This window comes from Comamonas aquatica, assembly GCF_018064205.1.
Lineage (GTDB): Bacteria > Pseudomonadota > Gammaproteobacteria > Burkholderiales > Burkholderiaceae_C > Comamonas > Comamonas aquatica.
Genome location: NZ_CP072916.1, coordinates 3879586 through 3894169, shown reverse-complemented (window position 1 = coordinate 3894169; position 14584 = coordinate 3879586). Strand labels below are relative to the sequence as shown.

Here is a 14584-nt window from a genome sequence, read left to right as displayed (position 1 = left end):
ACTGCCACCATGAGCACCGCCTTGTTCAAAAACCTGCAAGCCTGGAACGCCAAGAACGGCATGGCCCTCCAGAGCCTGGGCGCCCCCCTGCTGGTGATTGCCATCCTGGCCCTGATGGTCCTGCCCATGCCGCCATGGCTGCTGGACACCTTCTTCACGCTGAACATCGCCACCGCGCTGATGGTGATGATGATCGCCGCCTACATGGTGCGGCCACTGGACTTTGCGGTCTTCCCCTCGGTGCTGCTGCTGACCACGCTGATGCGCCTGTCGCTCAACGTGGCCTCGACCCGCGTGGTGCTGATGGAAGGCCACACCGGCCCCGGCGCTGCGGGCGCGGTGATCGAGGCCTTCGGCCACTTCCTGATCGGCGGCAACTTTGCCGTGGGCCTGATCGTGTTCGCAATCCTGGTGGTGATCAACTTCGTGGTGATCACCAAGGGTGCCGAGCGTATCGCCGAAGTCTCGGCCCGCTTCACCCTGGACGCCATGCCCGGCAAGCAGATGGCCGTGGACGCCGACCTGAACGCCGGCCTGATCGATGAGCCCGAAGCCAAGCGCCGCCGCCTGGAAGTGCAGGAAGAAGCCAACTTCTTCGGCTCCATGGACGGTGCCTCCAAGTTCGTGCGCGGCGACGCCATGGCCGGCATCCTGATTCTGATCATCACCATCATCGGTGGCTTCATCATCGGCATGGCCCAGCACGGCCTGAGCGCCGGCGATGCCGCCAACAGCTACGTCCTGCTGGCCGTGGGTGACGCGCTGGTGGCCCAGATCCCCGCCCTGCTGATCTCCGTGGCGTCGGCCATGGTCATCTCGCGCGTCGGCAAGGACAACGACACCGGCAAGCAGATCGCCGACCAGATGCTGGCCTCGCCCCGCGCCCTGGCCATCACCGGCGCCATCCTGATCATGCTGGGCCTGATCCCCAACATGCCCCACACCGTGTTCCTGCTGATGGGCAGCCTGTTTGGCTACGGCGCCTGGATGGTGCACCGCAAGAAGCAGCAAAAGAGCCAGGCCGCCGCCAGCGGTGCCGCCGGCGCCGACAGCAGCGCACCCAGCGGTGCACTGGCCGCACCCGCCCAGGACAGCGAGGCCACCTGGGACGACCTGCAGCCCGTGGACCTGCTGGGCCTGGAGCTGGGCTACCGCCTGATCGCACTGGTGGACAAGAAGCGCCAGGGCGACCTGCTGACCCGCATCAAGGGCGTGCGCCGCAAGTTTGCCCAGGAAGTCGGCTTCCTGCCGCCGGCCGTGCACGTGCGCGACAACCTGGAGCTCAAGCCCAGTGCCTACCGCATCACCCTGCGCGGCGTGATGGTGGGCGAAGGCGAGGCCTTCCCCGGCATGTACCTGGCCATCAACCCCGGTGGCATCAGCACGCCGCTGATCGGCACCCCCACCACCGATCCTGCCTTTGGTCTGCCCGCCCACTGGATCGACGAACGCCAGAAGGAAGCGGCACAAATGGCCGGTTTTACGGTCGTTGATTCGGAAACTGTGATGGCGACACATTTGTCACACTTGATGCAAATGCATGCTGCCAAGCTGTTGAGCCGTAACGAGGTGCAACAACTGGTGGAGCACGTGGCCAAGTCCGCGCCCAAGTTGATTGAAGAAGTTATTCCGAAGATGGTCACCGTCACAACGTTCCAGAAGGTCCTGCAGCTGCTGCTGGAGGATGCTGTGCACATCCGTGACATCCGCACCATCATCGAGACGCTGGCGGAGAACGCCGGCACGACCCAGGATGCCGCAGAACTGGCGCGCCGCGTGCGCATCGCCCTGTCGCCGGCCATCGTGCAACAAATCTACGGCCCCACCCGTGAACTCAACGTCATAGCGATCGAGCCCGGTCTGGAACGCTTGCTGGTGCAAGCCCTGTCCAACCCGCAAGCGCCTTCGCTGGACCCCGGTGTGGCCGACATGCTGACCCAACGCGCGGCCGAGGTCGCCAACAAGCAGGAAGAGCTGGGCATGCCCGCCTGCCTGCTGGTGCCCGACGCGATTCGCAACGCCATCGCACGCCTGGTGCGCCGTGTGGCCCCACGCCTGCAGGTGCTGGCGCACAGCGAAATCCCCGAGACCCACACCATCCGCATCGGCCCCATTCTTAAAGGTGCAAACGCATGAACATCCAACGCTTCTTAGCCCCCACGTCCCGCGAGGCACTGGACAAGGCGCGAGCCGCTTTTGGTGACAGCACCCTGATCCTGTCGAACCGCCCCACGGCCCATGGCGTGGAAGTCATGGCCACCGCGGAAGACGCACTGGGCAACCTGGACAAGGGCCGCACCACCAGCCCTGGCCTGATGGCCGCCATCCAGGCGCGCGAGGCCGAAGAGACCCGCGCCCCCAAGCAGGCGCCCAAGTCCCCGCTGCGCGTAGAACCCCAGCTGCAGCTGGCCAAGCCCGTGATCAAGGCCAGTGCACGCCAGAGCGTGGCCGAAGACACCGAGCAGCTGGCCATGAGCACCCTGTCCTTCCAGGACTATGTGCGCGAACGCATGCTGCGCCGCCGCAACGAAGAGATGAGCGACAGCGTCGCCACCGAGGCGCTGCCCACCTTCGCCCGCAAGAACCGCCTGGATGCCGTGCGCGACAGCGCCCCGCTGCCCACCGCCCCGTCGGTCATCAAGCACAACCCCCTGCGCGGTCTGGCGGTGGAGCTGCCCGCCGAACCCCGCAAGGCCAGCGCACCGGCCGCCGCCCCCGCGCTGATGCACGAGCTGCAGTCCGTCAAGGAGCTGATTGAAGAGCGCTTCAACACCCTGACCTGGATGAACCAGACCCGCACCAATCCGCTGCAGAGCAACCTGATGCTCAAGCTGATCCGCGCCGGTTACTCGCCCGCCCTGTCGCGCGCCATGATGGAGCGCCTGCCCCAGGACCACGGCCCCGCCGAGGCCCTGAAGTGGCTGATGCAGGTGCTGGAACGCAACCTGCGCACCGACCGCGCTGAGGCGCCCATCTGGGACAAGGGTGGCGTGTTCGCCCTGGTCGGCTCCACCGGAGTGGGCAAGACCACCACGGCCGCCAAGCTGGCCGCCCTGTGCGCGGCCAAGCACGGCCCCCACAACGTGGGCCTGATCACGCTGGACACCTACCGTGTCGGCGGCCACGAGCAGCTGCGTGCCTATGGCCGCATGCTGGGCGTGGTGGCCCACCTGGCGCACGACAAGGCCGCCCTGCAGGACCTGCTGGGCCTGCTGGCCGGCAAGAAGATGGTCATCATCGACACCACCGGCGTGGCCCCGCGCGACCCGCGCAAGGACGACATCCTGGAAGTGCTGAACCTGCCCGGCGTGGAACGCCTGCTGGTGGCCAATGCCGGCGCCCACGGCGATACGCTGGACGAATCCCTGGCCGCCTTCAAGCGCGACGGCTGCAAGCAGACCATCCTGTCCAAGCTGGACGAGGCCGTGAAGCTGGCCCCCGCCCTGGACGCCCTGATCCGCCACCAGATGGTGCTGCGCGGCATCACCAACGGCCAGCGCGTGCCCGAAGATTTCGAGCGTGCAAATGCCAGCGAGCTGGTCGCCACCTCCATGCGCGCCCACACCAAGTCGGCCTTCGATCCCTCGTCGCTGGACATGGACTTCTACTTCACGGAATCGTCCATCGGCAACGCCCAAGGGGCCTTGCATGCTTGAGAGCGTGTGGCACCAAGGTACCGGCCTGCGCTGGCAGGGCGTGCAGTCCTCGCTGCGCGTGCTGCCCGTGGTGCCCTCCGGTGACAGCGCCGACGCGGCCGCCCTGTGGATGGCCTGCGCCCAGCTGCAGCAACAGGGCTACCCCGTCGTGGTGCTGGATGGCACCGAACAGGAAACCCCCGCCCTGCCCGGGCTGCAGGATCTGCTGCAGCCGCGCCTGGGCTATGCACACACCGCCCTGCCGGCCGACACCGGCAATCCGCTGAGCGTCGCCACCCTGCCCGCAGCGCGCGGCATGGTGCAGCTGCAGCACAAGGCCTCGGTCACCGGCACCCGTCCGCTGGATCTGCTGTACCGCTATGTGCGCAACCACGCCCTGGTGGTGCTGCTGGCCCCCGCCCCCCTGCTGGTGGGCATGCTGCAAGGCTGCCGCCAGGCGCCGCTGCAGCTGGTGCCGGCGCAGTCGCGCAACGTGGTCAGCAGCTACCGCGCCCTCAAGCAGGTGGTTGCCGGCAGCGGCCTGATGCCGCGCCTGGTGGCCATGCGCCCCGCCGACTACGGGCTGGACCCGGTGCTCAAATCGCTGTCGCAGTGTGCGCTGCGCCATTTGCAGGCCGAGCCGCTGTGCGAACAATTCGATCCGCTGCAACCCCGGCACCTGCAACGCTGGGCCCTACAATGCCTGGAGCACGCCGAAACCGTGCAGCCGCCCCAAGAGATGGCGGCCCGCGAAGCGGCGTTTTCTTCTTCCTCGCCTGCTGTGTGGAGCCACTGAGTCGATGTACACCGCCCATGGTCAACTGGACCGCGATGCGCTGATTCGCCAGCATGCCCCGCTGGTGCGTCGCATCGCGCAACACATGATTGCCAAGCTCCCGCCCAATGTAGAGCTGGACGACCTGATCCAGGTCGGCATGATTGGCCTGGCCGATGCCCTGTCGCGCTACGAGGCCAGCCAGGGCGTGCAGTTCGAGACCTTTGCCGGCCAGCGCATCCGCGGCGCCATGCTCGACGAGCTGCGCGAGAACGACTGGATGAGCCGCAGCTCGCGCAAGGGCCAGAAAGACATCGAGAATGCCATCCACCGGCTGGAGCAGCAGCTGGGCCGTGCCCCCAAGGAATCGGAAATCGCCCAGTCCATGGACCTGGCGCTGGGCGAGTACCAGTCCCTGCTGTCCAAGGTGCGCGGCACGCAGCTGGTCTACCTGGAAGACATCACCCCCGGCGATGACGACAACGGCAGCTTCCTGGACCGCCATGTGGCCGATGCCGATGCCGACCCCTTCAGCCTGCTGCGCGACGACCGCATGCGCACCGCTTTGGTGCAGGCCATCGAGAGCCTGCCCGAGCGCGAAAAGTACGTCATGGGCATGTACTACGAGCACGACATGAACCTCAAGGAAATCGCTGCCGTGCTGGAAGTCACCGAATCGCGCGTCTGCCAGCTGCACAGCCAGGCCATCGCGCGCCTGCGCACCAAGATGCGGGCCCACTGACGACCCGGCACAGCCGGCCGCACCCCGTGCGGCATCGCAGTCCTCCCCGCCCACAAAAAAAGCGCCTCATGAGGCGCTTTAATTTTTTCAGGAGCGGTCACCGCAGGTGATTCCGGCGTTTGCAAGGCATTTGTGCCGCAAACACCCGAAAGACGAGCGCCATGCGCTCTCTTTTTAAGATCAACCGCTGATGTGGTACATGCGCGCCACCGAGGCGGCGCTGCCGGGCTGCTTGGCGCCGCCGTAGGTGTGGTGGACCGATTGCTCGGGGATCAGCGATGCCAGCTGCTGGCCGGTAATGGCCGACACCTTGGAGATGTGGCCGCGCATCTGCGTCAGGCGGCCGGACATGGCCTGCATGCGCTGCACGTTCTCGGGCGTGAACTGCTCGGCGCCAAAGCGCTGGGCCAGACCGGCGAAGGCCTGCATGCCGTCGCGCAGCTGGCGGATGGCCTGTTCGGTGGATTCGGGCTGGTTTTCCACGATCAGGGCGCTGACCAGGTCGATCATGCCGTCAATTTGTTCCAGGGCTTCGCTGAGTTGCATGGTGCGGGCGCGACAGGCGCAGGTTGAGCGGGTTCAGATGGAGTTGGGGCGTTGGTCGATCCGTTCAGCCGAAGGTCGGAAGGCTGAGCGGCGGCCAACGCCCCGGGAAGGCTTCAGGCGCGGGACAGACCCAGCAGCGCCGAGGCGTCCACCAGCATCTTGTCGGCGATCACGCTGGCATTCACCTTGAAAGTACCGTTGGCGATGGCTTCGCGGATGGCATGCACCTTGGCCATGTCCACATCCGACGAGGTCTTGCTGTTCTGGTCCAGGGAACGTGCCGAATTCGACATGGTCACGGGCACCCCTGCCGCATTGCTGCGGGTTTGCTGCACCACCTCGCTGGCGGTGCCGTTTTGTTTTTGCTGGGCTTGTTGCGCAGCGTTCTGCTGCAGCTTGGCTGCCAGCATTTCGACGTTGGTGTTCTGTCCGACCTTCATGTTTTTCTCCAATGTCCCCGCTCCGGGCTCTGTAGTCTTGCTATCGGCGGCGTGAAAGATAACTTGAGTATTTTCTTTCAAATCCGTCTGTATCACTGTGCAACCAAGACTTCCCCTTGCGGATTGACGGTTCCGGTGACGGTGCGCCCGTTGTCCATGCGCACCCGGATGTTCTGGCCGGCAGCGCCACCTTCCAGCGCCCGGCCAGTGCCGGTCACCATGAAGCCGCCGCCCTGGGCAATCACTTTGACGGTGGCACCCGGTTTCAGGATCTGCGCCGCCTTGACCATGGTCTGGCGCAGGGCCATCCCGGATGTCAGGTTGCGCGCCGCCGTCTGTCCCACCCAATCTTCGGGCATGGCGATGATGGCATGGGGTGACTCGGCCCAGTCCACTTCGGCCTGCATGGCGTGATCGTAAGTGAGCACTTCGCCCATGCTCACATTGTGGGTCAGCACCCAGGCGGGGCCGAAGGCCTGGATGGTGACCGGCAGGAACACATTCCAGGGCTTGGCACCTTCCACGCAGCGCAGGCCGATGCGGGTGCGGCCCCACAGCTTGCTGCCGCTGGGCAGGTAGGGATCGACATTCTGGCAGGGCGCCAGGTTCAGCCGTGGGTCCAGCCGGCCCACCTGCACTTCCATGCGCAACGGCATGGTCTGCATCTCGGCCGATTTGGACAGTGCACCCTGCAGCCACTCGCTGCTGATCTGCCCCAGGTCCTGCGCCCCAACCCCCAGCACCGCACCGCCCACGGCCACGCTGGCCAGCGTGCGCACCAGGGCGCGTGCAAGACGGAGAGGGGCGGCGGTCGAGAACAGGTCATGGGGCATGCCAGCCACTGTAGTCAGCCCTGCGACTTTTAAACCCCGAAAGTACCCACCCAAGCCTGCTTTCTTCGCGCTTTAGCAAATACGGCGGATTTCCATAATCACTGCACGTGCCAAAGTCCGCCCGACTGGGGCGCCCCGCATTCCGTTTTTCACACCGCACAAGGATTCGCATGCTCAACAAAATGACCGGACGTTTGGACTTCCACAGCGACGCTCTGCTGTTGCGTGCGGAGCGCCAGCGGGTACTGGCCAGCAACATCGCCAACGCCGACACCCCCGGCTATGTGGCGCGGGACTTCAACTTCGCCAAGACGTTGCAGGCCGCGCAGGGCGACAACGGCTCGGTGCGCCAGGCGCTGCAGGCCGCCAGCACCACGCACAGCCAGCACATGCCCCTGCCCACCGAGAAGTTCGGCACCGACGGCAAGGGCCGCCTGGGCTATTCGCTGACCTCGCAGCCCAGCCTGGACAACAACACGGTCGACCTGGACCGTGAACGTGCCAATTTTGTGGATAACGCCGTGCGTTACGAAGCCACGCTGCGCTTTCTGAACGGCAGCGCCAAAACCATGCTCAGCGCCATCACCGGCCAGTAAGCGCACCGACCTACAAGGAAACCACCGCCATGTCCATGTTCTCCATCTTCAGCGTCTCGGGCAGTGCCATCAGCGCCCAGTCGCAGCGCCTGAACGTTGTGGCCTCCAACCTGGCCAACGTCGACGCCGTCGCCGGCCCCGATGGCCAGGCCTACAAGGCCCGCGAAGTGGTCTTCCAGACCGCACCCATGGGCCCCGAAGGGGCGGCCGGCGTCAAGGTCAAGGACGTCACCGAAAACAACACCCCCGGTCGCCGCGTGCACAACCCCGAGCACCCGCTGGCGGATGCCCAGGGCTATGTGACCCACTCCAACGTCAATGCCGTGGACGAGATGGTCAACATGATTTCGGCTTCCCGTTCCTACCAGAACAACGTGGAAGTCATGAACACCGCTAAGTCGCTGCTGCTGAAGACACTGCAGCTGGGCCAATAAGCGCACACAGAAAGTAGGCACGCATGATTTCCGGCGTCTCCAACAACACCTCGTCCAACAGCAACGGCTCGCCCAAGACTGCGGCGGACATGCAGGACCAGTTCCTGACCCTGCTGGTGGCCCAGCTGCAGAACCAGGACCCCACCAGTCCGATGGACAACTCGCAGCTGACCTCGCAGATGGCGCAGATCAGCACCGTCAGCGGCATCGAAAAGCTCAACAGCACCGTGGAAAGCGTGACCAGCCAGTTCGCCTCCATGCAGATGCTGCAGGGTGTGTCCATGATCGGCCACACCGTGCTGTCCGCCGGCAACCACCTGGGCCTGGCCGCCAAGGAAGCCGAGGACGGCACCAAGCACCTGACCGGCACGGCGGCCTTCGACCTGGATGCCTCGGCCTCCAACGTCACGGTCACCATCACCGATGCCAACGGCAAGCTCGTGGACACGATCGAAATGGGTTCGGCCAACGCGGGCCGCAACTACTTCACCTGGGACGGCAGCGACTACACCGGCGAAAGCATGGACCTGCGCTTCAAGGTCACCGCCACCAACGGCGAAGCCGCGGTCAAGTCCACCACGCTGTCGCCCAACGCGGTGGTCGCCACCAGCATCAGCAACGGCTCGCTCATGCTGGAGCTGGCGAACGGTGAAAGCATCAACTACAACAGCGTCAAGGCTGTGTTCTAAATTCGTAGGAGTCAACCATGGGTTTCTATCACGGTCTGTCCGGCCTGAACGCTGCCAGCAAGAACCTGGACGTCATCGGCAACAACATCGCCAACAGCAACACGGTGGGCTTCAAGCACTCACGCGCTGAATTCAATGAAATGGTGGCCAGCGCCATGGGTGCATCCAGCAGCACCAACACCGGCATCGGTGTCAGCGTGGCCGCTGTGTCCCAGCAGTTCACGCAAGGCGTCACCACCCCATCCGCCAACGGCCTGGACATGGCCATCAACGGCGACGGCTTCTTCGTGGTGCAAACCGGCACCGGCACGGCCTACACCCGCAACGGCGCCTTCCAGCTGAACAAGGCCGGCGAACTGGTCACGGTCAATGGCGACAAGGTCCAGGGCTACACCGTCGACCCCACCACCGGTCTGCGCACCAGCGTGGCCCTGAGCAACCTGGTGTTCCCGGCCGGCACCCCCATACCCGCCAAGCAGACCAGCACCGTGACCGCCACGCTGAACCTGGACGCGCGCGTGGACCAGAATGCCGTGCCCGCCCCAGCACGTTCCACCTATGGCACGTCGCTGGAAGTGTTCGACGAACAAGGCATGGCCACTCCGCTGTCCATGTACTTCCAGAAGTCGGGCGCCAACACCTGGACTGTGTACAACAGCCTGGACCCCAATGCCATGCCCATCGGCCAGATGGTGTTCAGCTCCACGGGCAAGCTGCAAACCGTGGCCGCCTACAGCGGCGCGACCGACCCTGGTGGCCTGAACCCCGGGGATCCCGGCTACGTGCCCCAGTTCGCGGCCCCCACCGGCACCACGCTGACCACCACCGTCACCACCACCAACCCCAACAACCCCAACCCCGGCCCCTGGCCAGTGGACATCGACCTGGGCAAGGTGACACAGATGGGCAGCGCCTTCTCCGTGGCCAAGCTGACCCAGGACGGTTATGCGACCGGTGAACTCACCGCGGTGAACGTGGCCTCGGACGGCACGCTGATGGCCACCTACTCCAACGGCGTCACCCGCGCCGAAGCGCAGCTGGCCCTGGCCAAGTTCACCAACAGCCAGGGCCTGCAGCCCGATGGCAACAACAACTGGGTCGCCTCGAACGACTCCGGCCCACCGGTGTACGGCTCGGCCGGCAGCGGCAGCTTCGGCGTGATCCAGGGCAATGCCCTGGAGGAATCCACCGTGGACCTGACCGCCCAGCTGGTCGGCATGATGACCGCCCAGCGCGCCTACCAGGCCAACGCCCAGACCATCAAGACCCAGGACCAGATCTTCTCGACCCTGGTCAACCTGCGCTAAGCGCAGCCGACACGCGCAATTAGGAGTTTGTAATGGACCGCATCATCTACACCACCATGACCGGCGCCAACGCGGCCGCGCAGCGGCAGGCGGTGCTGTCGAACAACCTGGCCAATGTCTCGACCACGGGCTTCCGTGCCGAGCTGAGCACCTTCCGCTCGGTGCCGCTGCAAGGCCAGGGCTCCACCACGCGCGTGTTCGGTCTGGATGCCACTTCCGGCCACCTGGACCAGGCCGGCCCCGCCATCCACACCGGCAAGAGCACCGACCTGATGGCGCGCGGCAATGCCTGGTTTGCCGTGCAGGGGCTGGATGGCCTGGAGGCCTACACCCGCAACGGTGCCCTTGAAGTCACGGCCGAAGGCCAGCTGGTCACGGCCACCGGCCTGCCTGTACTGACCGATGGCGGCGCACCGATCGACATTCCGCAGAACGCCAGCATCAGTTTTGGCGGCGACGGCACGGTGGTGGCCACCCTGGCTGGCCAGGACCCGATCAATGTGGGCCGCCTGAAGATGGTGACCCCCAACCAGGAACAGACCCTGAAGCGTGGCGATGACGGCCTGTTCCGCTCGCCCCAGGGCGACCTGCCGGCCGATGCCAACGCCACCATGGTGGCCGGCTCGCTGGAAGGCTCGAACGTGAACGCCGTGGAAGCCATGGTCGGCATGATCGCCGCCTCGCGCCAGTTCGAGCAGCAGATGAAGCTGCTGACCACCGCCGAAACCAACGACAAGAGCGCCAGCCAGTTGCTGAGCCTGAACGGCTAAAGCCGGCCCCTGAATTACGGAAGGACACTTCACCATGATGAATTCCCTGTGGATTGCCAAGACCGGCATGTCTGCTCAGCAAACCCAGATGGATGTGGTTTCGCACAACCTGTCCAACGTCTCGACCACCGGCTACAAGCGCCAGAGCGCGGTGTTCGAAGACCTGATCTACCAGAACCTGCGCCAGGTCGGTGCCCAGGCCGACGAACAGAACGTGCTGCCCACCGGCATGCACCTGGGCCTGGGTGTGCGCACCGTGGCCACCACCCGCAACTTCACCCAGGGCACGCCCCTGGAAAGTGGCAAGGAACTGGATGTGGCCATCAGCGGTGACGGCTTCTTCCAGATCCAGATGCCCGATGGCACCACGGCCTACACCCGTGACGGCACCTTCAGCCGCAGCGCCACCGGCCAGCTGGTGACGGCGGGCGGCTACCCGCTGCTGGACGGCATCACCGTGCCCCAGGACGCCACCAAGCTGAGCATCAGCAAGAGCGGCGTGGTCAGCGTGACCGTGCCCGGCAACGCCCAGCCCCAGCAGATCGGCCAGCTCAACACCGCCTCCTTCATCAACCCGGCCGGCCTGGAGCCGATCGGAGAGAACCTGTACCGCGAAAGCGCCGCCTCCGGCGCCCCGCAGGCCGGCACCCCCGGCACCAACAACCTGGGCACGGTGATGCAGGGCTTCCTGGAATCGTCCAACGTGAACGTGGTGGAAGAGCTGGTCCAGATGATCCAGACCCAGCGCGCCTACGAGATGAACTCCAAGGCCATCTCCACCAGCGACCAGATGCTGGCCAAGCTCTCGCAGCTGTAATTCACACCTCTATTCAGAGCGCCTGGCGCCTGCGCAGCCAGGGTTTCAAAGCAAAAAGCATTGCAAACCCAGGCTGTACCAGCGCAAGCCGCTCCTGTTTTGCATTTCCCGGAGCGCTTATGTCCGCCGCCTCTCGCCCCTCCTCCCAAGTTTTCGCTTTGGCCCAGCGCACGCCCCGCATCGCGCTGTGGGGCGCGGCCAGCCTGGTCATCAGCGGTTGCGCCTTCAACGACCCGCCCCCGGTCGACCTGCAAAGCCAGACCCACCCGCTGCCTGCCACGGCGATTGCCGTGCCCCAGCAGCAGGCCCAGGCCACGGGCGGCCTGTTCCAGGCCAACCGCTACCGCCCACCATTTGAAAGCCGCCGCGCCCGCCTGGTCGGGGACATGGTCACCATCCAGATCGCCGAACGCGTGACGGCCAGCCAGCAGTCCTCGTCCACGGTCAACCGCGACAGCAGCATGTCGGCCGGCATCACCGACCTGCCGGTGCTGACCGGTGGGGCCCTGGCCACGGCCCAGAAGTTCGGCAAACTCGGCGTGGGCAGCAATGCCGACTTCGAAGGCGGCGGTGGCACCACCAGCGCCAACACCTTCACCGGCTCCATCACCGCCACCGTGGTCGAGGTGCTGCCCAACGGCCACCTGGTGGTCACCGGCGAGAAGCAGATCGGCGTGAACCAGAACGTCGATGTGCTGCGTTTCACCGGCACCGTCGACCCCTACCAGCTGCAGCCCAACAGCGTCATCAGCTCCACCCAGGTGGCCAATGTGCGCGTGGAATCGCGCGGCCGCGGCCAGCAAAATTCAGCGCAGGCAATTGGCTGGTTGTCGCGCTTCTTTTTGAGCTTTATCCCTTTCTAAAGCTCTCCAGAATTGGGCAGTATGAAAGTACTGTCCATGCTCCCCACATTCCGCAGCGCACGCCTCGCACTGGCGTTGCTGGCCCTCAGCGGCGGCATGCTGGCCGCTCCCGCCCACGCCTTGCGCATCAAGGAAGTGGCCTCGGTTCAGGGCGTGCGGTCCAACCAATTGACCGGCTATGGCCTGGTGGTCGGCCTCGATGGCACGGGGGACCAGACCACCCAGATGCCCTACACCACCCAGACGCTGTCCAACTACCTGCAGCAGATGGGCATCACGCTGCCGGCCACGGCCAACACCAACAACCTGCAGCTCAAGAACGTCGCGGCCGTGATCGTGACCGCCGAGCTGCCCGCCTTTGCCCAGCCCGGCCAACAAATCGACATCAACGTCTCGTCCATGGGCAACGCCAAGTCGCTCAAGGGCGGCACGCTGATCACCACGCCGCTGCGCGGCGCCGATGGCGAGATCTACGCCCTGGCCCAGGGCAACCTGGTGGTCGGTGGCGCTGGGGCCTCGCAAGGCGGCTCCAAGGTCCAGATCAACCACCTGAGCGCCGGCCGCATCCCCCAGGGCGCGCAGGTCGAACGGGCCGTGCCCACGCCCATCAATGACGGCGACACCATCAAGCTGGGCCTCAACGACACCGATTTCCAGACCGCCAGCCAGGTGGTCAAGGCCATCAACGGCCGCCACGGCATGGGCACCGCCATGGCCCTGGATGGCCGCACCGTGGAAGTGCGCGCGCCCGTGAACCCCGGCGCCCGCGTCGGCTTCATCGCCGACATCCAGGAGCTGACCCTGCCGATCAACAAGCCGGCCGCCAAGGTGGTGATCAACGCCCGCACCGGCTCCATCGTGATGAACCAGTCCGTGACCCTGGGCCCCTGCGCGATTGCCCACGGCAACCTGGCCATCACCATCGACTCCACGCCCGTGATCAGCCAGCCCGGCGCCTTCTCGCAGGGCCAGACCGTGGTGACCGAGAAGACCAACATCAACGTCACGCAGGAGCCCGGCAAGGTCATCCGCGTGCCGTCCTCGCCGCAACTGACCGATGTGGTGCGCTCGCTGAACACCCTGGGCGCCACGCCCCAGGACCTGCTGGCCATCCTGCAGGCCATCAAGGCCGCCGGTGCCCTGAACGCCGAGCTGGAGGTGATATGAGTCTGTCTCTGTCGGCCAACAATGCGCTGGCCACCGACATCAATTCGCTCAACAGCCTGAAGAGCCAGGCCAACGCGAACAACCCGCAAGCCGCCCGCGAAGCCGCCAAGCAGCTCGAGTCGCTGTTCATGCACGAGATGATCAAGAGCATGCGCCAGGCGACCATGAAAAGCGGCCTGCTGGACAACGACAGCTCCAAGCTGGCCGACTCGATGATGGACCAGCAGCTGTCCGTCTCCATGGCGGGCATGCCCGGCGGCCTGGCCGATGCCATCACGGCGCAGATCGCGCGCTCCATGGGCATCGATCCGTCAGAGGCCGGCGTCAATCCCGCAGCGGCCCTGGGCGGCACCGAACGCAATTTCAGCATCCCCTCCACCGTCAGCTTTGCCGGCCGCACTGCGCGCTATCCGGGGCTGTCGGGCAATTCGGGCGTGGGCAGCACGGCCTTTCTGGACGCCTATGCGCCGTCGCCCAAGGGGCGTGACAACTTCGTCCAGGCCCACAGCAGCGCGGCCGAGCGCGTGGCCCGCGACAGCGGCATTCCCGCCAGCTACATGCTGGGCCAGGCCGGCCATGAAACCGGCTGGGGCAAGAGCGAGATCCGTGGCGACAACGGCAGCAACTCCTTCAACCTGTTCGGCATCAAGGCCACGGGCAACTGGAAGGGCAAGGTGGCCGAGATCACCACCACCGAATACGTCGACGGCATTCCCCGCAAGGTCAAGGCCAAGTTCCGCGCCTACGACTCGTACGAGGACTCCTTCCGCGACTATGCCCGCCTGATCACGGAGAACCCGCGCTACGCGCAGGCAGTGGAAAGCACGGGCAACGCCAAGGCCTACGCCACGGCCCTGCAGAACGCGGGCTATGCCACCGACCCTCTTTACGCCAGCAAGCTGTCCCGCGCGATCGAAAGTGCCCGCGCCGCGCAGCAGGGCACCCAAGGTTAAAGCTTTAGAAAGACCTC

General features: G+C 65.5%; 16 protein-coding genes. 13 read left to right on the top strand and 3 right to left on the bottom strand.

Going from position 1 to position 14584, the window contains the following annotated elements; genetic code table 11:
• The first annotated feature begins 9 nt into the window (after window positions 1-9).
• Genes flhA through KAQ61_RS18235 form a run of 4 tightly spaced genes read left to right on the top strand, consistent with a single transcriptional unit; the run spans window position 10 to window position 5152 of the window.
• On the top strand, window positions 10-2136 hold the full coding sequence (gene flhA, locus KAQ61_RS18250) for a flagellar biosynthesis protein FlhA (protein ID WP_210930072.1): 2127 nt from the start codon (window positions 10-12) through the stop codon (window positions 2134-2136).
• A complete protein-coding gene (flhF, locus tag KAQ61_RS18245) occupies window positions 2133-3656 on the top strand; it encodes a flagellar biosynthesis GTPase FlhF (RefSeq protein WP_210930071.1) in 1524 nt (507 codons plus the stop codon). Before flhA ends, flhF begins: the two co-directional genes overlap by 4 nt.
• Window positions 3649-4431 carry a hypothetical protein gene (locus tag KAQ61_RS18240; protein ID WP_210930070.1) on the top strand — a complete coding sequence of 261 codons (783 nt, stop codon included), beginning with the start codon at window positions 3649-3651 and terminating at the stop codon, window positions 4429-4431. The genes flhF and KAQ61_RS18240 overlap by 8 nt, the downstream gene beginning before the upstream one ends.
• Before the next feature lie 4 nt (window positions 4432-4435).
• Complete coding sequence (locus KAQ61_RS18235) at window positions 4436-5152, top strand: RNA polymerase sigma factor FliA (RefSeq protein WP_183303274.1); 717 nt, start codon at window positions 4436-4438, stop codon at window positions 5150-5152.
• A 180-nt stretch (window positions 5153-5332) separates the two neighbouring features.
• Here KAQ61_RS18235 and KAQ61_RS18230 read toward each other — a convergent pair whose 3' ends face one another.
• The 3 genes from KAQ61_RS18230 to flgA all read right to left on the bottom strand — a co-directional run bounded on the left by KAQ61_RS18230 (window position 5333) and on the right by flgA (window position 6971).
• On the bottom strand, window positions 5333-5698 hold the full coding sequence (locus KAQ61_RS18230) for a hypothetical protein (RefSeq protein WP_043382774.1): 366 nt from the start codon (window positions 5696-5698) through the stop codon (window positions 5333-5335).
• A gap of 113 nt (window positions 5699-5811) precedes the next feature.
• Window positions 5812-6138, bottom strand: a complete 327-nt coding sequence (flgM, locus tag KAQ61_RS18225; RefSeq protein ID WP_042413606.1) for a flagellar biosynthesis anti-sigma factor FlgM — start codon at window positions 6136-6138, stop codon at window positions 5812-5814.
• Between the two features lie 92 nt (window positions 6139-6230).
• Window positions 6231-6971: a flagellar basal body P-ring formation chaperone FlgA gene (gene flgA / locus KAQ61_RS18220; protein ID WP_210930069.1), complete on the bottom strand. Its 741-nt coding sequence runs from the start codon at window positions 6969-6971 to the stop codon at window positions 6231-6233.
• A gap of 170 nt (window positions 6972-7141) precedes the next feature.
• Between flgA and flgB the strand changes: the two genes are divergently transcribed.
• From flgB to flgJ, 9 genes are all read left to right on the top strand, one after another.
• Complete coding sequence (gene flgB, locus KAQ61_RS18215; protein WP_210930068.1) at window positions 7142-7567, top strand: flagellar basal body rod protein FlgB; 426 nt, start codon at window positions 7142-7144, stop codon at window positions 7565-7567.
• Between the two features lie 29 nt (window positions 7568-7596).
• The gene (flgC, locus tag KAQ61_RS18210) at window positions 7597-8001 is read left to right on the top strand and encodes a flagellar basal body rod protein FlgC (protein ID WP_042413612.1); all 405 of its coding nucleotides are present in this window, start codon (window positions 7597-7599) and stop codon (window positions 7999-8001) included.
• 23 nt (window positions 8002-8024) lie between these two features.
• Window positions 8025-8690, top strand: coding sequence for a flagellar hook assembly protein FlgD (locus KAQ61_RS18205; RefSeq protein ID WP_043382769.1), 666 nt, complete (start codon window positions 8025-8027; stop codon window positions 8688-8690).
• 17 nt (window positions 8691-8707) lie between these two features.
• Window positions 8708-9997 carry a flagellar hook protein FlgE gene (flgE, locus tag KAQ61_RS18200; RefSeq protein ID WP_210930067.1) on the top strand — a complete coding sequence of 430 codons (1290 nt, stop codon included), beginning with the start codon at window positions 8708-8710 and terminating at the stop codon, window positions 9995-9997.
• Window positions 9998-10029: 32 nt separating this feature from the next.
• Window positions 10030-10767, top strand: a complete 738-nt coding sequence (flgF, locus tag KAQ61_RS18195; RefSeq protein WP_045265617.1) for a flagellar basal-body rod protein FlgF — start codon at window positions 10030-10032, stop codon at window positions 10765-10767.
• A 34-nt stretch (window positions 10768-10801) separates the two neighbouring features.
• The gene (gene flgG, locus KAQ61_RS18190) at window positions 10802-11584 is read left to right on the top strand and encodes a flagellar basal-body rod protein FlgG (protein WP_042413623.1); all 783 of its coding nucleotides are present in this window, start codon (window positions 10802-10804) and stop codon (window positions 11582-11584) included.
• 119 nt (window positions 11585-11703) lie between these two features.
• Window positions 11704-12447, top strand: coding sequence for a flagellar basal body L-ring protein FlgH (locus KAQ61_RS18185; RefSeq protein ID WP_081770697.1), 744 nt, complete (start codon window positions 11704-11706; stop codon window positions 12445-12447).
• Window positions 12448-12468: 21 nt separating this feature from the next.
• Window positions 12469-13614 carry a flagellar basal body P-ring protein FlgI gene (locus tag KAQ61_RS18180; protein WP_210930066.1) on the top strand — a complete coding sequence of 382 codons (1146 nt, stop codon included), beginning with the start codon at window positions 12469-12471 and terminating at the stop codon, window positions 13612-13614.
• Complete coding sequence (gene flgJ / locus KAQ61_RS18175) at window positions 13611-14567, top strand: flagellar assembly peptidoglycan hydrolase FlgJ (protein ID WP_210930065.1); 957 nt, start codon at window positions 13611-13613, stop codon at window positions 14565-14567. Before KAQ61_RS18180 ends, flgJ begins: the two co-directional genes overlap by 4 nt.
• Window positions 14568-14584 lie beyond the last annotated feature (17 nt).